Here is a 23828-nt window from a genome sequence, read left to right as displayed (position 1 = left end):
AAAAAGCAAAAAACGGAAAAAAACAAAATTATACTGAAATTACGAGCGACTTGCCCCATACTTTTATTCATAGAATCCTCAAACTTTTTTCAGATTAATTTAGTCTTATTTTAAATGGTTTTCATAAATAACTAAATATTTTTTAAGAATTTATATACTTTTTTTTGCATTTTTTTGTCACAGCCTCCTTCATAAACTCTAAAAACTCCAAAAAAAATCCCCTAAAAGCGCAATGCCTTTAGGGGAAAACTCTCTTTTAGATGAGATTTTAGTTAACAGTACACTTGAGTTTATAGTTAAATTGGAATTTGTTACCGCCGTAATCTGATGTAATCATCTCAAGGGTTTCGCCTGGATAGAGCGGATATGAACTCTTGAACTTTGTCCATCCACAGTCAGTGGCGTAGTAGATGGAAGGACCTATTCCGCTTGTGCCGAAGTCATGCACATTTCCCAGGACAAAGCCATGGTAGGCAGTGGCGTTCAAATCCCATGTAACCCAATAATAGTAACCTTGCATACTGTTTCCTGTGTGGCTTCCTTCCATAAGTTTGAAATTCGTGCTTTCGCCCCATGAAAGTGGGAATGGGTCAAGGCTGTTTCCGCCTGAAGTCGCGTCTCCGCCCTGAATCCAGATTCTAAGCTTGTCGTAAGTCAGAGTTGTGCCGTTTTCTGTCACGTCGGAAGCAACGCCATAGGCACAGTCACTTCCGTTACCGTAGACACTGATTTTCAATTTGAGGACGGTTCTAGTCGCGTATTCATAAGATTTGTCAGATTCGTAAGAATCTTTTTTAGCATAGGCTGCAATCGCATATTTCATACCTGTCGCCGTGTCATAGCTGGTAACTGCTGTTCCAAGAGTGCCTGTTAAGGTTACAGCCGTGCTTGAAGAGTAAGTTGGCAGAGAGGAAACTTTCGGTTTTGCCGTTTGTGAGACTGTAATCGTAGTGTTTACTGTTGAAGTCGCGCTTTTTGCATTAGCGTCCGTTGTTTTTGCGTAGTAAATAGTTGCTCCTGGAGTACGGCAGCTTATTTTCATATTGGCAGTTGCCGGAGTGTTTACGCTTGCCGTTGTCGTCGGCGTGCTGGCATTTGAGATAGTGATTTTCTGACTTTCCTTGTTTATTCGGATTTCAGGAGATTCAACGCCTTCTGCCACCAAATGAGGTTTTGAGCTCGTTCCGTCTGTTGTGTATTCTTCATTATTATTTTGAGCCTCGTCTGTAACCGCATTGGCTGGAATTGAAAGCGTATATGTCGCACCCTTTGTAGGAAGCGTATAAGTCGAGCCAAGCGTGACCGTAAGGACATTTTCATTTGCCTCTACGGCACTTGCAACAATAGGAATAGAGACTATATGCAAGTTCGCGGCTGTAAAATATCCGACTAAAGTAGAATCATCGATATCTTTGGTATAATCAAGCACATATTTTGTACTCGTGTCGTTCGTGAGAGTGCTGTCACTTCCCAGTGTCGCACCGTTCATTCCCTTTGAGTATGAGCTTTGTGCCGCAGTTGGAATGCTGTTGTATTCACTTGCCGTAAGCACAGCCGGAACACGGTAAGAGCTTGTGTCCTGCGTAAAGGTGATGTTTCCGCTTAGCTTTGTGATTTCCCGGTCGAAAGTAATCTTAAGGATTGCCGCACTTCCCTCTCCCGTCAAGTTTACGCTTTGGACAGTCGGCTTTCCTGTGAGAATATAAATCTCTCGGTTGTCGGTGAATGCCTTTCCGCTTCCGCTAGAGACCTTATCCTCATATTTCATGCTGACAGTACTAGAGTCTAATGTTATTTCCTCAAAACTCCATTCTGTTACATCGAGCATTCCATTGTTTTCTATTGAGTCGCCATCTTCAATTGTATATGTGAAATGGAATGTGCTTGCTTCTCCATCGCCTGACACACATTCTGTAATCGGAACTTCAAGTGTGCTTTGAGTGCCTCTCTTTACATTGAGGGTGACTTTTGCGCCTTTTGTTATTTTTACGCTCTTTCTGAAATTGATTATACCGGTGACTTCTCCGCCTTTTTGCTTTGAATATGTTCCTGAGTATGTTGTTGCGCTCAAACTTGTGAAAAGTTCTCCCTTGTCCACGGTTACGGTAATCGCCGTACTTTCATCTGAAATGTTTCCCGCCTTGTCGGTTTGCCGTGCGCTGACAGTGTACTTTCCGTTGTTAGTGAGTTTGATTGTCTCACCAGTCTTGTAATTTTGGTAGTTAGAACCGTCAAGAGTATATTCAATTGTTGTGTCTGACTCATCACTTGAAATTGTAAATGAACTTCCGCTTTCGCTTATGACGACTTGCGCGCTTCCCCATGCGGGATTGACTGTCGGAGGATTAGGTTTCTTTGTGTCGATTACAATTGCCTTGTTGAAGGTAGACTCTGGCTTCCAAGATGTAAGTTCATTTCCTGCCTCATCGGTGATAGTGACGTCATCATGTTCAATGCTGTAATATTCGAGTTTTGAAGAATTGTCGTTCTCACCTACTGTGTAAGTGAAGATGACGAATTTTGAGCCGCTTGCGCTTGCATCGGTCGTATTAAGAGAATCTTTGAAGTTAATCTTGAGCTTGTCTTTAAGCACTCCGCTTGAAGTCACTACGCTTACATCTTCGCTGAATTCCATCATTATTATGATGTCGCTATTGGCCTTGTATGCGCCTGCAGGAGTAATCGCTGTGATAGAGCTGATGGTCGGAGCTTTTGTATCAACTTTGATATTTCTTGTTTTGAGAGTTTTTGTATCTTCAGGTATTTCAACAGTGAATGTTGCTCCTGAAGCTTCTGTCCATGTCGTTCCCGCCTGATTGATTGTTTTGACAAACAGCTGCTCAGTGCTTTCGCTCTCATTTCCCTTAACCGTATATTTGAAGATATGTTTTGCAGTGTCTTTTCCGCTATCAAAGCTTGCTACACCGCCATTGTTGAGGGTAAGGCTTGGCTCGCTTCCGATCCATGTCGTGTTCTTGGTGAATTCAAGAGTTATGAGAATTTCAGAGTCTTTTTTATATGAGCCGTCGTCTGAATCAGAGCCGATTCGCTCAAGTTTCGTTGTGTTGGACTCGATGAACACGGATTTTGTAACGGCTTTTGTGTTTCCGCCGAAATCAGAGAGGCTGATTTTGATTGTTCCAGAGTCGCTTGGAACATCGCTTACACTTGCACTCCAGCTTCGGTTTGCATTCGGCGTGACGGTGACCTTATCACTTCCGTTCCAGGTGACAGAAATTTTTCCGATTTTGCTTGTATCTTTCCATGTGTCAAATGAGTTGTCGCCCCATGTTCCTGACAATGTGGCTTTTGCTCCCGACTTAATGACAGGAAGGTTTGGAATTTCATTTGTTAAATCGTAGGTAAGGCTTGTTCCGCCGTTCTCCAAAACGATTTTGTCAAATGTTAGGCTTGGGGCTGTGCTGTCGCCTGTAAGGGAAATCATTTTGACAGTCTTTGTGCCGCCTTTGTCCACGACTCTGAAAACAAAATCCTGAGCAGTGAGCGTTTTTGTTTCTCCGTCAATTCCAAGATCTTCGAAAACATCGAATGTCTTTGAGAATGAGTAGCTCTTGCCGCTGCTGTTTCCCTTAGATTTTAAGCTTGTGGTGAGGTCATAGACGATATTGCCTGAGTCGTCTTTGTTTCCGCTAGTGATGTCGTCCCAGTCTGTGTCGGTTCCGCTCATGTACTTGATTTTATTCGTTGCGTCATTTGAAAGATTTGGATTCAAATAGACAACTTTGAGCGAATCGATGTCTCCGTCATCGGCAACCAGACCTGAGAATGTGATTTTATGATTTGATGTGAGCGCAGAAGAAGCGTTCTGTGCCGAAGAAGGATCAAATTCAATTGTAGGCGGCTTGATGTCGAGTGTCTTGAAGTATTTTGTCGTTGTAGATGATGTGCCGTAAATATCCGTGACAGTGACAGAAAGGCAGTAATTTCCGTTGAGAGTCGGGGCCACAAGAGACCATGCTGAATATTTTCCGCCGACTTCAGACAGAGATAGGCTTATATTTTCTTTTTCGGCCTTCCATGTATCCTCATTGTTTTCGGTCGTTTTCTTTTTGAGCGTGTAAGTGAGGCTTTTGATTCCGTCATCGTCCTGTGCGCTTCCAGATATGTTCGAGCCTGGATAGACTTCGCTGGCATCATTTCCTTTATCGCTGTCATCACCCTGATAAACCGTTACCCAAGGCGTGTCAGCTTCCGGCCACCAGACAAAGTAGCCGACAACTTTCCGCTGCCATGCGTTTGATGGGCTAAGGCTCGTGGTAACAATTCGGATAATGTGCATTCCTGTGTCGAGACCGTTAGTTTTACCCTTTTCACTCGATGCCCATTCGCTTGCTTTTACAGTGAGGTCAACGGCTCTCAGGTCCGTGATTCCGTTTTCGTTTACTTTAAGAGTTTTTGTGTAATAGACTGTCGGTGGTAGCGCATCGCCTGTTATGGCATTCGCAATGCTTTCTGTGTCAGTGTAAGCTGTCAGGTCGTCTGCCGTATGTTTTTCCCATTCGGTCGTGCCGTTATCAAATTCAACCCGGAGTTCCTTGAAGGAAATTGCACCTCCCTGCTGAATAGAGAATGTGACATCGCCGTTCATAAGCCGTGCGAGGCTGTTACCGTCTTGAAGTTTGTAATTTGTGCTTTTTGAAGAGATATTGGCATAGTCCGTAAAAATATCAGGCTTATTAATCGTGACATTTGGATCATTTTCATCAACGATGAGAGAACAATCAACCTTTGAGTTTTTTCCAGAGTTGCCACTTGAGTCAACCGCGACTGCGCTCATCGTATATGTTGTGTCTGTAAAGCCATCCTTTTTGTCACTTGTGGTATCAATATAAATCGACCATGACCAAGTATCCCCTGATTTGATGCATTTTGCCTTTGAGTCGTCCATGGCGGTCCATACGCCACCCGTCTCTTTTGATTTTTTCTGCCATGAATTGCCGGGGGTTATTGAGTAGTGAATATCAGCGTCTTCAAAGTCTATAGCAAGGCTTCTGACAGCTTCATTGTCCCAGACCGTTCCCTTGAGCGTGAAAGTCGAAGCAACGCTGTCATTGTCGTTGTGAGAAGTGAGCGTAACGATAGGAGCCGTAAGGTCAACGGCCTCACCCAAGCCTGAGTTTTCGCCACAAGAAGCGATAAGTCCAATCAAGGCAAAAAGAGCGAGATTCGTGATTTTTTTGATAATACATACTTTTTTCATAATTCTGTTCTCCTCTTCGCCTTAGTACAGATACATTCCTGTAATAACAGAAAGAGCACCAGGTTCCATCTTGCCCTGATCACATCCATTGCTGTTCCATGTCCATCCTGTTCCAGGACTTCCTCTTCCTAGGAATGAAGACTCGACAAGCACTTCATAGCTTACCCAATAATATGGTGTTGTGGTTGTAGTTCCGTTATTCTCACGGTAAGTCGCGCGCACATAAGGCGTTCCAAGCAATCCTCCGCGAAGTGGGAAGGGTGAGATATAAGGCTCACCGCCAAAGCCTGTTGTTCCTCGGATATAGTAATTCCTGTAACCTTCACGATTCGAAGCGACTCCTTCTCCGTTAATTCCGCTTTTCTTTGGAGGGTTATAGCACACGACTGTCTGCCAGATTCCCTCAGCTCCTGTATTAGAAGATGTAAATCCAGTCCGAGTAGCTGTTGCGACAATAAACTGCTTGCAGGCTTCATTGTATTTTCCATTTCCGCCCGCGAAAATCAGGCTCACATTGCTCTTATCAGAAACGGTCTCAGTGGTATACCCAGAGAAACTTGTCAGTGATGAGGGATTTGTGGGCTCATAAAGTTCTACAAGAGGATAATTGTTGCCGTTAGGATTATATGTTTCCGTGCGAGTTGAGCTTGTTGAATATGAAGCCGTTGCCTTTGTGTATGACACAAGGGAATTTTTTGTCTCACAGTCGATACGGGTGCGCACATAGCCCGTCGGCTTCACGGCATCGGCGTAAGTCACGCCGTTTGCGATTTTCGTTCCGTTTATTGTGCTTTCCTTATCGGCGATAATGCTAGCTTTGTTTCCGCTGGAATCACTCTGATAAATTCCAAATCCGTAGCTGTAGCGGTCAACGCGGACGACAGGAGAGGCGACCTTGTCTGAGTAGAATGAGTCTTTAGTTCCGTCCTGAATAAGGACTAGAGGATTTGAGCCGTCAGTGATTAAAGCTCTTGCCCTTCCCCACGCGCCTGAATAAGTGCCATACTCACTTGAAACGCTTGTTCCGACAGTAAGCTGTTTTTTGCTTCCGTCTGACGCCTGAACTGCATCTGCTTTTGCTATCGTACCGTTTGCTTCTGCACCGAATTCGTTTCCTGTTGCATCCATGAAGGCGCCTTTTTCGATGACAAGTTCCCATTCACGGCCGTAAGGTAAATCAGCACTAGTGTCGCAGAGACCTTGGGGGAATGTAATTGTGACAGTCTTGTTGTCAGAGCCTAAAACAACGCTTGCAGATGTGACATCAAGAACTCGCTCATGGTAACCAGCCTTCTCAAGCACATCGCGGATTCCTTGTGCAGTACGCAGAGAGCCGTTTGAAGAACTGTTTGGCTCTGTTATTTTAAGCCTGCCGTTCTGGAAGGCTGTGTTTTTGTTGAAATCAGATTGAGTGTATGTCGTATATGTTTTTCCGAAATAATGCTCTTTATCTGTTTCCCAAATATCGATGTCAAAGTCAAGCACGAATTTAGTTTCCGTATCTGGAACATAGGTGTTGCTCGTACCCAGTTTTATTCCTTGCATTGATTTTTTGTAGGGTCCGACATACTGCCCTCTTCCGTGATATAAATCAAGGACAGGAACCATAGCATTTGTCAAACCGATATCTGGCTGTGCGTCCTCAAGGTAGCTTCCGTCAGAGTCTCGCATTGCAAGGTATTCTTTTCCGTCAGAGTCAAGCTCATTGCAGATTGTATTGAAGTCCGTTGCGCTCAAAACCGGTGGAAGTGGCCAGAGTTTAACCTGCCGCAATATTAAATTTCCGCTTGCCTTCTGGATTTCCTCACTGAATACGAGTTTAATTACATTGCCCTGCGCGTAAACAGAAAGTCCATCGCTTGCACTAGTTTTCGTTCCGCTTGGTGTCATGCTCACGACTTTTGGAGCTACTCCGTCACAATGGATTGCGCTTCGTGGATATGAGGCAGCAAGTTTCGAGCTTTCGTCCCATGCGATTCCGTAGCTGTCCTCAAAGCCATTGAGTTTTACTCCGTCCTGTTCGATTTTGAGAGTGAACTCATCAGGGTCTTGAACTTCGTAAACGAATGTCGCTGAGTCAATTTCTGTGTTGAGTGTTATTGTTGATTTTGAACTTCCAGTTCCTGTAAGAAGAGCTTTACCGTCGTTTGCACCAGTTCCTACGGTGTCTGTATCATAGAATTTACTCATCTGAATGTAGGCGCCTTCGCCAGTGACTTTAACCTTGTTTGCGAACTGCACTTTAAAAGTGAGCGTCTTTCCAGCCTTGTAGTTGCCGTCCGCGCTCTGGCACTCTACGGTGAAGCTTGGGAAATTTGTATTGATGTCAAGCGAAATCGGATCTGCGTAGTCAGAGATATTTCCCGCCCAATCGGTTCGGCGTGCCGTAATGGTGTATGCGCCGGCAGTATTGATTCCGTTTGTACTTCCGTCGTTTTTGTATTCATCCCAAGAACTTCCTGCATCTTTTGAGAATTCCGTAGACTTTTCATTTGCATCGCTCACGATTACAAGAACCGGCTTGTTGTATTTTGTGGAAGAAACAGTCGAGCCTGAGCTTGCGTCTTTAATCGTAACTGTTGGACTTACTGGCGGCGTCGTATCGATTCCAAAGTTTGCTTTTTTCGATACCGTGCTTGCATTTAGGGTGAGGACATTTCCAAAACTGTCTACGATTTCGGCACTGTTATTTTCTCCGCTAGTACCGTTTTTAATACACTTTGACGGAATGTAGGTGATTTCTCCTTCTGGATCAGCGTCCTCTGATGAGATTTTCTTTTGGAATGTAATGGTCTTTTCGCTGTCGTTTTTGCTTGCAAAAGGAAGGTACATTTCAGTTGAGCCGACTTTGATTATAAATTTCGGGCTTCCTTGAATCTGTACGGCTTCGCTCATTTTAATCGTTGCCGTGAGCGTTTTTCCTTCATTGAGCCATGTTACACCATTTGTGTCTTTGTTCTTTGTAGAATCTGCCGTGCTTGTAAATGTAATACTTGATACGCTTGGCGGAGTTCCGTCAATTTGGATTGTCTTGTTACTTGGTTTGATAGTTTCCGTATGAGGGTATACTGTTGAGTCAAGCGTATCCAAATGAGCGCCATTTGAAAGAGTCGTGTCACCGTTTACTACGATAGGCGTTCCTGTGGAGTTGTTGATATAGAGACAAGAAGAAGAGTCTCCTTCCTGTACAGTGTAGCTGAACTGTAATGTTGTTGAGCCAGAGCCTTCTTTGTAGAAAGCCTTGTCTCTGTTTGTCGCGCTTCCGCTGATTCCCGCAAGCTTGATGTAAGCCTTGCTGCCGTTCGCCACGCTTACCGTGTCACTGAAAGAAGCATAAATGATGATTTCATCCCCCAGCTTTCGGATTGTTGATGAGGTTGAAGAGAGTGACTTGAGCTGTGGAAGGCTTGAGAGCACGACCGTGTATTGAGCAGTTCCCTCGTTGCCGAATAAGTCCGTGGCATAGAATTGGAATTTCGGCTTGACGCCTTCATTATTACATGCGACGAGGAAGTCTTTAGAGATTGTTGCCTGATATGTTTTCATAGATGAATCGGCAATGCCTGTCTTGTATTCTCCAGAAAGCTCATAATTTTTGGCTTTCCCGCCTTCGGTATATGGGACAGGCTTGCTGTCTTCAACCTCGTCTTTGTAGCCGACAAGTTCGATTTTGTATTTGCTTGAATCCATTGCAAGACCAGAGTCTTTTTTTCCGTAGAATTCAAGGACTAGGTCAGAGCCTACTTCTTGAATCTGCATGTCCTGACTTGGAGTAATGCCCACGATAGTCGGAAGCAAATCATCAGCGGTGAGAGTGTACTCGTTGTCAGAGTATTTGCCATCTGTTCGCACAAGGCGGGCCAGGAAGTATTTGCTATTTGCTTTTTCGTTAGTGCCGTTGCAGGTGAAATCACTCATTAAGTCAAAAGTGAAGTCGAAATCTTGTTTTTTAAATCCACTTTCAATGGTTTCCGATTTGAGAGTAACGCTCCACACTTTAAGACCTGCATAATCCCCGCTTGAAATTGTTGTCGGAGAAGAATTTGCCGCCGGATACGATGTAAGGCTGTTGAGATAGTTGCTTGCCGTGGTGAGTTTGCTTGAGCTTTGGAGAGAATCTGGAACCCATACGAACAGCAGATAGTTACAGCCTGCCGTGTCATAAGACTGGCCTTTTACCGTGACAGTGGCACTAGAGTTGTCCAAAGACATAGAAACTGCCGGCGTAGTATTGTTAGATGGCTCTGAGATAAGCAGTAGCGGAGTTGAATCGTCTGTGACATTTACGGTATAGGTTTTTGTAACATTTTTGCTTGAGGAATTTTGGGTGTTACATGTGGCCGCAGCTGCCTCAACTTTAAGGGTGAGCGTTGTCGGAGTTTCAGGCATTGAGAGTGCCATTACCGTCTCCCGCTCGTTGTTTGTAGCTGTCCAGTTTTTTGTTGTAGTCGTATAGCCTGTGCCGCTCAGGGTACATTTTGCGCTGGCCAGGGCATCGTCATCGAAAATCGTGATACTGAGGGAGTCTTTTACATGCAGGTTGATTGTGCCGTCATTATTATCATTTGCCGATAAATCTGAAATGCTTATTCTTGGAATGTCGTTTTCAGGAAGCCAGATAAAGTATCCGCCGTCAATTTCTGCATTTTCAACTTCGTTTGTTGGATTTGTGACATCTGCTGAGTCATAAATGACATGGAGGAAGTGAGATGCGGCCTTTCCGTCGCTTGTGTAAGCCCCGCTTGAAAGCGCAGATTTTCCTGCAATGAGCTCTGACTTTTTTACCTCAAATACAGGCGCATATAAACTTGAGTCATCGGTTTTTTCTTTTGTAAGAATCAGATTACCCTCTTCGTCGAGAATCTTCATTTTTACGAACTGTATGCCCATTGCTTCTGTGACCGTGGCAGAAATCTTGAACTGCTCGTTTTGCGCGGCATCCTTGTTTTCGGTGGCATTGAGGTCTAGCTCTTTGAGGGTTTCAAGGTCGCGAAGATTGTACTGAATGCCGTTGATTTCGCGGTCAATGTACCATGCCGAGGCGACAGGGGCTGTCTCATCGACGAAAAGCGTGATTACGCGGGAAGATTTTGGAGAAGAGTTGTCGCTTCCATCTACCGCCAAAAAGCGGACGAAAACAGCGCCTTCTTTTGGAAAACTGATATCGGCTTTCCACTCTGTTCCAGACAGAGAGGCATTCGTAAGGTGTGAGTATGAGGTCTCGTTTGAGTATTTAGTCCAGATTTGAACGGATTCAACTTTTTTGTTGTCCGTGGCCGTTCCTTTGATGGTGATGTTCTTTTTAACAAAAATTGCACCCGTCAATTCTGTTGAGTCCAGTTCTGTCGTGGATGAAACGAGTGAGCGTACGGATATTACAGGGGCTTCAAGATCGACTTCCTCGCCTAAGCCGACATCCATGTTGCATGAAAGAAACAAAGACACAAAGAGGACGATGGAGAAAAACAGCGTAGAAAACATTTGCGGCGCGAATGATTTTTTATTCATAGACACCTCTGACTTTTTATAATTTTATTTCCTATAGGATACTTCTGTTTTTCTTATAAATAAAGTCTTTTATATGTTTTTTGCTGATTTTTTTTCCTTAATTTTTATTAAGAATTCCAAAAAGTCTAAAAAATTCGTGTTTTTGATTCGCAGAAAAAATGCATAATCCACACTGCCTTGTGCAGAAAAGCTGGCAATTGTGAATTATGCATTAAAAATTATGACTTAGTTAAAGAGGACTGCCCACAAGTTGTAGTGGGCGAAAACTGAAACTGCTACAAGTGAGACTGTAGACATAATCTTGATGAAGATGTCCATACAGGGGCCTACAGTGTCTTTGAGCGGGTCACCTACAGTGTCGCCGACTACTGCCGCATCATGAACTGCGTCATAGCCCTCGCCGCCTTTTTTGATTCCTTCAAGGCCGCCCTGCTCGATGTACTTCTTGCCGTTGTCCCAGGCTCCGCCGGAGTTTCCAGTGAACAAAGCAATCATAATCGCACAGATTGTAGAGCCAATCAAAATACCGCCGACGAAGTTTGCTCCGAACAAGAGACCGCACACAACAGGAATTACTACTGCCATGAGAGCCGGAACCTTCATCTGGCCGATTGAGCCTTTTGTTGAGATTCCGATACAGGTTTTGTAGTCAGGATCGCTGGTCCCTGCCAAAATGCCAGGATTTTCCTTGAACTGACGGCGAACTTCCTCAACCATTTTTCGTGCTGCGTTTGCGACAGCGTCAATCAACATGCCTGAGAACAAGAATGGGATTGCGCCGCCTACGATTGCACCTGCCAGAGTCATCGGCTCCATGATGTTGAGCTGCGGAACTCCGCCGGTGAGCTTTTCGCCTGGAATTGAATACATGTATGAGAGCATGAGTGAGAGGGCTGCAAGACCGCCTGAACCGATTGCAAAGCCCTTTCCGATGGCGGCGGTTGTGTTTCCCACAGCATCAAGGGTGTCGGTGATTTCGCGGACGCCTTCAGGGAGTTTAGACATCTCGGCAATACCGCCGGCATTGTCCGAAATCGGGCCGTAAGTGTCTACAGAAACAGTGAGCGAGACGAATGAGAGCATACCCATTGCGCTCATCGCAACACCGTAAAGACCTGCAAGATAGTAAGCAAGGATGATTCCAAGCCCTAGGATGATACATGGAAGCATACAAGAGTTCATACCCAGGGCAAGACCTGAAGTGATTGTAAGGGCTGAACCCTCGCGGCTTGCCTCTGCAAGGCGTTTTGTGGGATTGTAGTCAGAAGATGTGTAATATTCAGCGACGATACCGATTAAGATACCTGCTACGACACCCACTGCCCCGCCAATGAATGGAGAAGCCCAGCCGGCCTTAAAGCCGAGAGCGGCAAAATCAAGTCCCTTGTTGTTGAAAAGGAAGTATGAAAGAACGACCCCGGCAACCAGTGTGATTCCGGCACCAATCCATGTGGCCGCGTTCAGCTGCTGGTGAACTTTCTTTGATTTTGAAAGATTTTTGACCAAAAGCGAAGCAACGCCGATGATACAGGCCAAAAGACCACAAGCAGCGAAAGCAAGCGGGAATGTGTAAAGGGCGTTGAGTGAGTCAGAAGGAACGCCTACCTTTACGATGAGGTTGTATGCCAGGGCAATTGCCGCAACGATTGAAGCAACATAGCTTTCAAGAAGATCTGAGCCGAGACCTGCGACATCACCTACATTGTCGCCAACATTGTCAGCGATTGTGGCAGGGTTACGGGGATCATCCTCAGGAATGTGAGCCTCTGTTTTTCCGACCAGGTCAGCACCCATATCAGCGGCCTTTGTGTAGATTCCGCCGCCTACACGGTTGAACATTGCGACCATTGAGCAGCCCAAAGCATAACCAGAAAGAATGTTGGGGAATTTAATGATTTCGATTTTTGTGAGCCAGCATTTAGCCGTTTCAAGAGAGTCCAGCCAGCCTAAGCCCAGCCCGAATACGCAGAAAACGATTCCGAGACCCAAAAGGGCGAAACCGCCTACGCACAAGCCCATTACAGAACCGCCACGGAAAGCGACTTTTAAGGTCTGACCGATGTTCTCTGTCTTGCGGGCCTCGTTGGTTACGCGGACATTCGCGTAAGTTGCGATTTTCATGCCGATAAAGCCTGCAGAGGCAGACATACAAGAGCCGAGCAAAAGGGCTACGGCAACATACCAGTCCAAAGCGAGCCAGACGATTACGGCAACGATAAGAACGACCCAGACCAACACTTTGTATTCATACTCGATGAATGTGTTGGCTCCGACACGGATTGCAGAGGCGATTTTTGCCATCTGTTCCGTTCCTTCTTCCAGCTTTTTAACTTTAAAGAAGTTAAAAGCCGCGTATGCTAAAGCAGCAAGGGCTGCCAAAAGCAATAAACCGATGAAGTTCATTGATACTCCTTGCAGAAACTTTTTGAAAATTTTCTGACGAGAATATCTTACCACATCGGTTTATTCAAATTTTGTAAGAAAAAATGGATTTTTCTGATATTTTACAAATCTTTTCCGGTGATTTTACGCACGCACTCGTGGTAAAGTTCGCTGGTCTTTTTGACCACATCAGCCGGAACTTCCTTGATGTTGGGGTCGCCGGCAAGGTTGTGCTCTTTGAGCCAGTCGCGGATAAACTGCTTGTCGTAGCTTGCAGGGCTTGTTCCTACTTTGTATTCGGCTGCGTTCCAGAAGCGGCTTGAATCCGGAGTGAGGACTTCGTCGCCCAAAACAAGGTCGCCGTTCTCGTCAAGGCCGAACTCGAATTTCGTGTCAGCGATGATGATTCCGTTCTTTGCGGCGTGCTCGTAGCATTTCTTGTAGATTGCAAGGGCTGTCTTCTCGATTTTGCTTCCCAAATCCTTTCCAGGATAAAGCTTGTCAAGGTCTTCCTTCATATAGTCGATGGTGACATTGATGTCGTGGCCCTCTGCGGCTTTTGTCGAAGGAGTAACGATTGGCTCATCGAGTTTTTCGGCCTGCTCGTATTTTTTCGTGAATGAGTGACCGAGGAAAGGCTCGCCCTTTTTGTAGGCCTCGTACATACTTCCGAACATGTAGCCGCGGACGATGACCTCGTAAGGAATCATCTTGAGCTTTTTGACAAGAATCGTGCGTCCCTCATACTCAGGCTTCTGGAATTCAGATGGCATATCCTTCAGATTTGAAGAAATCATGTGGTTCTTGGTGATGTCCTTAGTCAAATCGAACCAGAAATTTGAGAGGGCGTTCAAGACCTTGCCCTTGTCGGTAATCATGGTCGGAAGAATCACATCGAAAGCAGAGATGCGGTCTGTGGTGACGATGACCATGCGGCCGTCTTCCAAATCATAAACTTCGCGGACTTTACCGCTGATAATCTTTTTCATTTTTAGCTCCTAATGCCTACAGTCTATTCTTATTTTTAAAGTTGAACAAGACGCGAGAAAATATTATAGTGTCTGCATTGTGTTAGTTCGTTATTCTTCAGACAGCAGGGGTAAGCCAGTTAAAAAGGCTGTTATCTATACAAAAGAAGAACATAAGATTCCGGTAAGTCAGGTTGACCCCGACGCACTTTACATTATCAGGCATTTGCGTGAATGTGGATTTGATGCCTATATAGTTGGCGGGGCTGTTCGTGACCTTATTGTAGGCAAAAAGCCCAAGGATTTTGACATCGTAACTGAGGCTACCCCTTCAAAAATCAAGAAACTCTTCCGAAATTCACGGATTATCGGAAAACGCTTCCGTCTGGTTCATGTCTTTTTCGGTCAGAAAATATTTGAGGTCTCAACTTTCCGCTCAATATGTGACGGTTCTGTGGGAAATTCCTTCGGAACTATGGACGAGGATGTCCAGCGGCGGGATTTTACCCTCAACGCCCTTTACTACGACCCCATCAAAGAACATGTCATAGACTATGTGAACGGAGTCGAGGACATAAAAAAGAAAGTGATTCACCCGGTCATTCCGCTGGACAGAATCTTTGTGGAAGACCCTGTTCGTATGCTCCGCGCGGTAAAATACAGCGCCACCACTGGTTGTAAGCTTCCCCACTCCCTCAAATCAAAAATCCGTAAGAGCGCCCACCTGCTCTCGCCTGTCTCGCCTTCCCGCCTCACTGAGGAATTGCTTAAAATCATTAATTCAGGGCATTCTTTCGAAATCGTGAGCGCGGCAATGGACGCGGATATTTTCATGTATCTTCAGCCATCTGCCTGTGCCCTCATGTACGCGGATCGCTCATACGAAAAAAAATACATGCTTCACTTAAAGGAGCTTGATTCCCTCGTTAAGACAGAGCCTGAATCCCGACTTGGAAAAAGGCTCACTTACTTGGTCTACGATTTTATCTCTTCCCTCACCGACTGGAAAAAGGAAGTCTCCACCAAGAGCGCGGCCGGCGAGCTTTACACGAAAACCTGGAACCAGTGCCGCCATTTCGTGCTTCCCATGAATCCCCAGCGAACCGAGCTTGAATACGCCATCAAAAACACCCTCACCCAGCTGGGAGTTGGCGTCAGGCTTGGGAAAAAGAAAGGTAGAAGTTAGAAAATTATTTTATCGCTTTCGCAATAATCCCTCCACCCAGAATCACATTGTCTTTGTAGAGGACTGCGCTCTGACCGGGGGCTACTGCCCTCTGCTGCTCGGCGAATGTCACGAGCCAGGGCTGGCCTTTGTAGGAGAAAGTGTCGTCCTCGCCCGGAGTGTAGCGGCTGATTTTTGCTTTTACGGGGCGGCTTGCAAGCCTTATTTTTACATCGGCTTCAAATTCCTCGCCTTCTGGTGGCTCAAGGTCTGCCGGCCAGACAAAATCGTCTGCGATGAGGGCGCTGGAATTTAAGGCATCGTTGGGGGCGAGAACCACCACATTGTTTTTCGCGTCGATTGCCTGAACATAGACCGGATAGCTTACGGCAACTCCCAGTCCCCGCCTCTGACCAATCGTATAATGCTCGATTCCCTTGTGGCGGCCAAGGACATGCCCGTCAAGGTCTATGATGTCACCGGGAACGGAAGGCTTGTCAGAAAAGAGGATGTCAAAATATTCTTCCCCGATAAAATCCTGACTTTCTTCACGGTTTGCGGCCTCAAGATTTGCTTTTTTTGCCAGCTCGAAAACCTCACTCTTTTTCATCGTGGCAAGGGGAAATCGCACCTTTTCCAAAACCCGGCTTGGAATGCGGTGAATAAAATATGTCTGGTCTTTGGTGATGTCGGCGGCGGTGGCAATCATGCAGGGGCGCTCTTCGCTTCCGAAAAGACCTTTTTTTGGCCGGACGATTTTAGCGTAGTGGCCTGTGCAGAAATAATCGTAGTCAATGCCCAGATTTTCGATTCCGTCCAAAAGGGCGCCGAATTTGATGTGGCGGTTGCACTGGATACAGGGGTTTGGGGTCCTGCCCGCCCGGTATTCTGCCTTGAAATATTCAAGGACTTTTTCTTTGTAAGTTTCCTGAACTTCAATCACATGATATTCGATTCCGTGCTCGGCGCAGAATTTCTGACATTCTTCGATATTCTCTTCTTCGCCAGGTCCATAGCAGGCTTCCCGCATCTTCTTTTCGCTTTTGATTTCGGGTAAATGACCGTCCCACAAGGACATAGTGACACCGATGACCGTGCAGCCCTTTTCCTTCAGCATGAGGGCTGTCAAAGTTGAATCCACGCCGCCGCTCATGCCGACAACAACCCTGTCGCCCGCTTTGGGCATATCTAAAACTTCGTAATCTGAAACTTCATTAATCATATTTGCCTATTGTAGCACAAGGTTGAATTAATTGAAAGATGACTTTTGTGAATGTTGTAGAAAGTCCTTTTTTTGATTATATTATTGAAATGTCTCAAATCGTACGCACAGAAAAAATGGTTGCTGGTGGGGATTGTCTTGCCCGCGTAAACGGAAAGAATGTTTTTATTCCCTACGCCCTTCCAGATGAAGAGCTTGAAATCGAAATCACAAAATCTTTCCGGGACTATGACCTTGCGAAAATCACTAAAATCCTTAAGCCATCTCCCCACCGTGTCCAGCCCTTCTGCCCTCTTTACGGCTCTTGCGGCGGCTGTAACTTGCAGCATATTGATTCTGAATACCAGATTGAGTTAAGGAAAGCGATTTTAAAAGACTCTTTTGAGCGTGAGGGAATCCAATGTCCGCCAATCGAAGTTCTTTCATCCGAAGACAAAAATTACCGTTCCCGAATCCAGCTCACCGACGGCGGCTTTAACAAAAAAATGAGCAATGAAATCATCAGTCTTGAAAGCTGCCCCATCGCCACGAAAGAAATCAACGGCTATCTAAAAAATACGGCTCAAGCTGCCCGGCCACGGGGCCGCGTTCACCTTTTCGGAGACGAGCGGGTCATAACGGAGGGCATTTTCTCGCAAAATCCTTCTGTAAGTAAGGTCATCGTTGCCCAGGAGCGGGAAAAGGCTCAAAAAGAAATCAAAGTGCAGGGAGCTTCCTCAAAGCGAAAAGAAAAGCTCCGCTTGCAGTCCAACCGCCACTTTGCGGGAACTACCCTGAATCAGAATAACCGCTGCCAAGTCAACTTGCTGGGAAAAAGCATAGCCTTTGACGTGCAGGGCTTTTTTCAGTCCAATCTTTCTGTCCTTGAAAAAACGATTTCAGAAATCACGGTCAACATGGGAGGCCGAAATCTTCTGGACATGTACTCTGGCTGTGGCACTTTCTCTGTCTTCCTTGCGGATTTATTCGACAAGGTTTGCATGGTGGAGCATAACCGGGACGCAATCGTCTTTGCCGAGGAAAATCTCCGGGGCAGGAATCACGAGAGTTTCGGGCTTTCCGGCGAGAACTGGATTAAATTCAGCGCGGAAAATTACATTGCCAACAACGGTCCTTTTGAAGCCGTGGTGATTGACCCTCCACGCTCTGGCATGGAAAAGGCTGTCTGTCAGTGGCTCTGCCGGTCAAAAATCCCCCAAATCCGCTCCGTCAGCTGCAATCCCAGCACCCACGCCCGTGACGCTCATTTCCTCGTAAAAGCAGGATACAGGCTCTCAAAGCTCTATCTCCTGGATTTTTACCCTCATACCGCTCACATTGAATCCCTGGCGAATTTCGAGTACACCGAGTAAAAAGGAATAAGTGAAAATGGAAAATGAAAAATGGAAATGGATAGGCATCTTCCTCCCAAAATCAAAAAAAAATATCATAAAGGCATTTATCCTTACATTCCTGATTTCTAATTCCTCGTTCCTCATTTTCTCGCAGAAGGCTTTGCGCACGGCAGATTTGACCACTCAGGAACCATCTTGGCAGGCTGTCATCGGCGGAGTGGCAGTTTCTCCGTGTATTGAGACTTCCTACGGAGTTGCCCTTTTGAGTGACGGCCGCCTTCTTTCTGCCTGTACCAGTGCGGGAAATGTAATCTGGCAGAGAAGCATAAAAGGACGGCCAAGTCCCTATATCTCAGCTTTCGGTGATTTTCTCTATGTTGTCACTGATTCTTCCCATTTGAGTCTTGTTAATCCCTCCGGCCTTACTCTCTGGACAGTGAATTGTCCTTTTAAAATCACGGATTTTCCTCTTGTGGGGCGGGACGGCCGGGTCTATGTCCGCGGAAAAAAGGGCATAGCTTGTTATGGCATTGACGGAAACCGAAAATGGAAGGCAGATACACCGGAGCTTGCCGCATTTCCCATTGAAATTCTTGATGATGGGAGTTTGCTTTTAGTTTTGAAGAATCCGAAAAACAATTGTTCTGTTGCCAACCGATATTCTCCTTTTGGCGTGAGACTTGAAGACATTACTTTTTCAGGCATAGTTTCAGCCCTGAAAACATGCGAGAAAGGTGTCTTGGTCTCTCTCAAAAACGGCTCACTTGGGCTTGTGACTGTCGGAGAGAATGGAGTTGCAGACTCAAAATGGGTGAATGGTTCAGGAAACACAGTGGGAGCTTTCTCAATCTGTTATTCGCCTGAGACATTAAATTCCGCTTTTTTCTTTCAGAATTCTTCCAGAACTGAGGCTGTTATCGTAAAAACTGATTCTGGAGAAATTTTAAATCGCTTTCAAGTTGGTCAGATTGCTCCTGCTGATTTTAAATTAGCCCGCTCTACTCCATCAGGTTTTTTTATAAGCGGCTCTTATTCTGCCTGTGAATTCAATGAGGAAGGTACGATTCTTTATGTTGCAAAACTTCCCCAGACCTCAAAATGGAATTCCATGTTCTATACAAATAAAAATTACATAGTCCTATGCATGAAAGACTGGACTATGAAAGCCTATCTGATGAATCAAACTACAAAATCAAAAAAAACAGCAAAATCAAAGCCGGCACAAATTTCATATATAAAAGCAAAAGCTCCGAATCCCATTGCGGATGAGTACGGTATCCGTGAGCTTTCTTTGCAAAAAATGAGTGAAATTTCCGATGCTTTCAAAAAAGGTGATTATGGTCTGCATGAAGAAGAATATCTTTCTCTTTTAAAAACAGAAGCGGATAATTACATTAAATCTTATTCAACTCAGGCTGCTTTCCAAAGTCGGACATACAATAATTTTTTTGCTGAAAATGCCGTCTATACGCAAAATCTTCTATATCTCATGGCAAAAACAGGAACAAGGGAATTTTCCCTTTATTTTGCCAGCTTATTGTCAAGCCAAATGGATTCGAGTCAGTTGCTTTCTATTGTCTCTTTTGCTGGTATTTGTGCCTATGATGAAAACGGTCAGATGCTTCAGTCTTTGGAAAATCTTGTCATGGGGAAAATTCAGCCGTCGGAAACTTTGCTCTTGAAAGCCGTTTGCGATGCGACTTATGAGATTTGCCGCTACATGGGGCGGCCTGCCCTTAACAGGCAGGGAAAGAATATTATCTCTCATCTTTTTTATCCTCAGTATGATAAGTCCGTGCGTGATTATGCCAGAGATGTCCTTACAAAAATGATTGATCTTGAGAAAAAATAATTTTCATATACCCTAATCAATTTGTGGCATTTGCCTTAAATATGTGATATACTTTTTCTGTTCTTTAAAGGAGGATTTAATGAACGCTAAAAAAGTCTTAAAAAATGTATTTTCTTGCCTTGCACTTTTTTTTGTAACAGCAGGAGTGAATGCACTTGAAGTCAATCGAAACGAGTTGCAGAGCGCAGGGGCTGCTGATACGATTGTCTTCCGAAATTATTCTGGCCCACATTCTGTAATCAATACAATTGAGCAGATTCGTCAGATTGGTTCCGGACTTGGAGAATCTGTAAAAGGAAATACCCAAAAAGCTGGAACTTTCGGTTCGTCAAACCGATATCAGGTGATTCATGCCGTCGATCCTAGCGTAAAAGAAAAGATGGACGCCGACATCATAATCATTGGAAAAGACGCCACCGTTGATCATATCACTAACTTGCGACGCATTATTTCAGCCTATCTGTCTGCGGCATACGGCTATTCAAACAAAGATGCTGATACAATCGCAACATTCGTAACTGTATACAATGCCGTTTATCGTGGTAATCTCGATTATTTCAAACCAAAATACAAAGATGTTGTTATCAACAATCTCTCATCTTCTATAGTTGGTCTGTCAACAAATTATCAGGATTGGCCTGGCAAAACTCAGATTATCATTCCTCTCTACGACTTGAATGGAGGCTTGAGCACTGTCGATACATCCCTCATTTCAGATAAAGAAGTCGTTAAATCAATGCAGGGTGAAGAAGACAAGGGAATTGATGCCCGCAAAGATATGGTAGACATCAAGGAACGCGAGGCTGACAATGCACAGGAAAAAGCCGATGACGCTCAGGCAAAGGCTGACGCAGAAAAGGCTAAACTCGCTGAGGAACAGAAAAAGCAGGCTGAAGCTGACAAAAAAGCTGCAGAAGCAAAAGCTGCCGCAGAAAAGGCAAAGGCTGATGCGGAAAAGGCAAAGGCTGATGCAGAAAAGGCAAAGGCTGATGCTGCCGCTGCTCAAAAAGCCGCTGACGATGCGAAGAAAAATGCAAAGCAGAATCCAAATGATGCCGAGGCTCAGAAAAATGCCGCTGACGCTCAGAAAGAAGCTGATCAAGCAAAGAAGGATGCTGCTTCGGCACAGAATGAAGCAACATCAGCTCAGAAAGAAGCTGATTCTGCTCAAAAAGAAGCTGCTTCGGCACAGAAAGAAGCTGATTCTCAGGCCCAAAAAACTGAGGCACAGGCAGAAAGCGCTTCTCAGGCTCAGACCTCTGCCGACAATGCTCAGAATGCCGCTGACCAGAAACGCAATGAGGCTCAGGAGGAGCGTACTTCAATTGCAAAAGATCAGCAGGAACTTATCGCTGAGTCATCAAAGAATCAAGATGAAAATGTCATGTACGGTTTAAAGAATATTGATGATGCAGGCGTTGCTTCTGGACTTGTTAAGATGAACACTCAGGATGGAACTGTTATCAAAGAGTCTCCAGTAACGGTTATTCGAGGAAGAACTGCTTACGAAGACGGTGAGAACTTTATTGCAATCGCTGGAACAAACTTCGGTAACGGTGCAGTTCGTCTCGTTCAAATTGACAAAAAGAATCTTGAAATTGCTGCTGAGAGTAAAGAGATTCTTGCAGAGACATCTGTTCTTATCGAAAAAGACGGAAGCTATTACTGTGTAATTAAGGAAGGTTCAAATCACTATATTGGTAAATACAATGGTAATGTAGAGAATCTTCTCCGTTCTACTGTAACAGTAAACGCTGCTACACCAATTACCATTACCTCTAAAGGCATCCTCGTAAACGACTCAAATGATACTCCAATCATCTTGAACCCGAAAGACCTTTCTAGCATTTCTCCGGCTTCAAGCTCTAATGGTCAGAATATCATTCAAAAGACAGTTAATTCAGCTTCAAATCTTTACAATAGCGCAAAATAATGCAAGCTGAATAAAAAGCAAAAGCCCTTCGTTTTGAGTTACTTTTCAAGGCGAAGGGCTTTTTTTTTGTTTATTTGAAAAACTTATTCTTCATTTGCTCTGTTTTCAAAGCGCGTGATTGAACTGAGGAAGAGGAGCGGAACATCGCCAATCGGACCGTTTCGCTGTTTTGCCACGATGATTTTTGCGTCCTGTACTGGCTCTGCCTCACCTTCTTCCTGCTTTTTTCTTTCCCTATGAATGAACATAACTACATCCGCATCTTGTTCGATTGAGCCTGAGCCACGGAGTTGATTTAGTGAAGGCTCATTGCCCTCTGCGTCTCGGCTTACCTGACAAAGGGCTACAATAGGAATGTTCAGCTCTCGTGCGAGGGATTTTAGAGATTTAGAAATCTCACTTACCTGTTCGTAGACAGGAGCTGCGCTGTTTTCTGTGGCAATTAAACCGATATAGTCGATGAAGATAATCTCAACTTTTTGATTTGTTCTCATGCGCCGAGCCATGGCACGCAAGTCAATAAGCTGCATGTTCGGAGTGTCCACGATGTAAAGAGGCGCATCATAGCAACGGCCAGCAGCGTCATTGATTTTCTGGAAATCGTCGAGTTTTAGCATACCTGTTCGCAGTTTTGTGCCGGCGATTCTGGCATTCTGAGACAGGAGACGCTGCCCAATCTGCACATGGGACATTTCCAAAGAGAAAAAGCCGCAGGGAATCTTTTTTGTGACGGCGATATGCTCCATCATGTTGAGGGCGAGGGCGGTTTTTCCCATTGAAGGGCGGGCACCAATAATGATAAGCTCTGCCTTTTGGAAGCCGCTGGTCATTGTGTCGAGTTTTGAGAAACCTGACGGAATGCCCGTAAAAGTGTTCTTGCTCTTGTAGTTTTTTTCAATCATGTCCACGGTGAGCGGAACGATATCGCCCATGGAATGAACGACTGTTGTCTGCTCGTTGTCGGCAAGGTCAAAAATCTTTTTTTCAGCTTCCTCAAGGATGAGTTTTGAATCCCTTGTTTCATCGAAAGCTGAGGCTTTTATTTGCTGGGAAACATCGATAAGACTTCGGCGTGTTGCGCGCTCAAAGACAATTTTTGCATAATATTCGATATTTGCTGCCGTCGGAACAACATCCGTAAGGGAAGCGATATAGGCCGCTCCTCCCGAAGCGTCAAGCTGACCGCTTTTTGAAAGCTCTTCCACAAGCGCCAGAGTGTCGCAAGTTTCTCCTTTTGAGAAGAGCCGCATCATTGCGCGGAAAATAACTTGATTCTGCTGAGAATAAAAATGCTCGGCCCGCAAAAGCGTTGCAATAGAACTGACCGCTCCCCAATTCAGGAGCATTGCACCCAGAGTTGCGCGTTCTGCCTCATCATTGTGAGGCGGTATCGTATCTTTCAAAACAGAATCCATGATTTTCTCCCTTCGTATGACAAAAAAGGACTGCCTAAAAAGACAGCCCTTTTTATTTTCAAAGCAGAAATTACATGAGGTAATTTCTATTTAAGTTACTCTGACTTCTCTTCAGCAGAAGCTTCTTCTGCAGGAGCAGACTCTTCTTTTGCTGCTTTTTCAGCCTTTTTAGGAGCTTCTTTTTTTGCGGAAGAATCTTCCTGTGCGATTACAGCAATTTTAACTTCTGCAGTCTGAGCTTCATAAAGGTGGATTGTACAGTGATAGTTGCCAACAGATTTGATTGTAACGCCAGGAATTTCGATTCGTTTGCGTTCAACTTCAAATCCGTTCTTAGCCAAGAATTCAGAAACTGTGAGTGATGTAACTGATCCAAAGAGTTTGCCGTTTGCAGCAGCAGGAACTTTGAGTTCGATTGCCAATGCTTCAAGTTTGTCTTTGAGGCTTGCAGCATCCTTTCGCTTCTGTTCTTTGCGTGCTTCGATTTCTTCTTTGCGAGACTCGAAGTAAGCTACAGTCTGATCATTGTATGGAACTGCATACATGTGTGGGAAAAGGAAATTGCGAGCGTATCCGTTTGCAACATTTTTAACATCACCCATTTCACCAAGGTGTTTTACATCTGTATAAAGAATAACTTTCATTTTAACAAGCTCCTCTTGTATTATTTGCGCCCCGCGTCACCAGGAGTTGGATCGTGAGGCTTAAGATTTTAGATTTACTCTGTAACGAATGGCAACAAGCAGATGTTGCGTGCGCGTTTGATAGCTACAGTGAGCTCGCGCTGGTGTTTTGCACATGTGCCTGTGATGCGGCGTGGAAGAATCT

12 protein-coding genes are annotated in these 23828 nt (G+C 45.0%); 4 read left to right on the top strand and 8 right to left on the bottom strand.

The genetic code is table 11. The annotated features are described in order from the left end of the window. Window positions 1–268: 268 nt before the first annotated feature. The 4 genes from B2089_RS07900 to B2089_RS07885 all read right to left on the bottom strand — a co-directional run bounded on the left by B2089_RS07900 (window position 269) and on the right by B2089_RS07885 (window position 14100). Window positions 269–5221 carry a hypothetical protein gene (locus B2089_RS07900; RefSeq protein WP_296323180.1) on the bottom strand — a complete coding sequence of 1651 codons (4953 nt, stop codon included), beginning with the start codon at window positions 5219–5221 and terminating at the stop codon, window positions 269–271. Window positions 5222–5242: 21 nt separating this feature from the next. Beyond that, entirely contained in the window at window positions 5243–10729 is a 5487-nt protein-coding gene (locus B2089_RS07895) for a hypothetical protein (RefSeq protein WP_296323177.1), read from the bottom strand. A gap of 225 nt (window positions 10730–10954) precedes the next feature. Then, entirely contained in the window at window positions 10955–13132 is a 2178-nt protein-coding gene (locus B2089_RS07890; RefSeq protein ID WP_296323173.1) for a sodium-translocating pyrophosphatase, read from the bottom strand. A 101-nt stretch (window positions 13133–13233) separates the two neighbouring features. After that, window positions 13234–14100, bottom strand: a complete 867-nt coding sequence (locus B2089_RS07885) for a phosphoribosylaminoimidazolesuccinocarboxamide synthase (RefSeq protein WP_296323170.1) — start codon at window positions 14098–14100, stop codon at window positions 13234–13236. A 79-nt stretch (window positions 14101–14179) separates the two neighbouring features. Here B2089_RS07885 and pcnB point away from each other — a divergent pair, with 79 nt between their 5' ends. Further along, the gene (gene pcnB, locus B2089_RS07880; protein ID WP_296323168.1) at window positions 14180–15265 is read left to right on the top strand and encodes a polynucleotide adenylyltransferase PcnB; all 1086 of its coding nucleotides are present in this window, start codon (window positions 14180–14182) and stop codon (window positions 15263–15265) included. 4 nt (window positions 15266–15269) lie between these two features. Here the strand turns inward: pcnB and mnmA are convergent, their stop codons facing one another. Then, window positions 15270–16466 (bottom strand): tRNA 2-thiouridine(34) synthase MnmA, encoded by a 1197-nt coding sequence (gene mnmA / locus B2089_RS07875; RefSeq protein WP_296323166.1) that lies wholly within the window; start codon window positions 16464–16466, stop codon window positions 15270–15272. A gap of 89 nt (window positions 16467–16555) precedes the next feature. On the opposite strand from mnmA, the gene rlmD reads away from it, so the two are divergent. From rlmD to B2089_RS07860, 3 genes are all read left to right on the top strand, one after another. After that, a complete protein-coding gene (gene rlmD, locus B2089_RS07870) occupies window positions 16556–17818 on the top strand; it encodes a 23S rRNA (uracil(1939)-C(5))-methyltransferase RlmD (RefSeq protein ID WP_296323163.1) in 1263 nt (420 codons plus the stop codon). A gap of 16 nt (window positions 17819–17834) precedes the next feature. Beyond that, the gene (locus tag B2089_RS07865) at window positions 17835–19652 is read left to right on the top strand and encodes a PQQ-binding-like beta-propeller repeat protein (RefSeq protein ID WP_296323160.1); all 1818 of its coding nucleotides are present in this window, start codon (window positions 17835–17837) and stop codon (window positions 19650–19652) included. A 79-nt stretch (window positions 19653–19731) separates the two neighbouring features. Beyond that, a complete protein-coding gene (locus B2089_RS07860) occupies window positions 19732–21585 on the top strand; it encodes a P83/100 family protein (protein WP_296323157.1) in 1854 nt (617 codons plus the stop codon). 83 nt (window positions 21586–21668) lie between these two features. On the opposite strand, the gene dnaB is transcribed toward B2089_RS07860, so the two are convergent. From dnaB to rpsR, 3 genes are all read right to left on the bottom strand, one after another. Next, on the bottom strand, window positions 21669–23000 hold the full coding sequence (gene dnaB, locus B2089_RS07855; RefSeq protein ID WP_296323155.1) for a replicative DNA helicase: 1332 nt from the start codon (window positions 22998–23000) through the stop codon (window positions 21669–21671). 95 nt (window positions 23001–23095) lie between these two features. Then, a complete protein-coding gene (rplI, locus tag B2089_RS07850; protein WP_296323152.1) occupies window positions 23096–23644 on the bottom strand; it encodes a 50S ribosomal protein L9 in 549 nt (182 codons plus the stop codon). Between the two features lie 74 nt (window positions 23645–23718). Continuing rightward, window positions 23719–23828, bottom strand: a 110-nt coding sequence (rpsR, locus tag B2089_RS07845; RefSeq protein WP_296686652.1) for a 30S ribosomal protein S18, incomplete at its 5' end; no start/stop codon positions are given.

The organism is Treponema sp. UBA3813 (genome assembly GCA_002368605.1).
Lineage (GTDB): Bacteria > Spirochaetota > Spirochaetia > Treponematales > Treponemataceae > Treponema_D.
The sequence above is the reverse complement of the archived record's forward strand: the minus strand, read 5'-3'. Positions and strand labels throughout refer to the sequence as shown.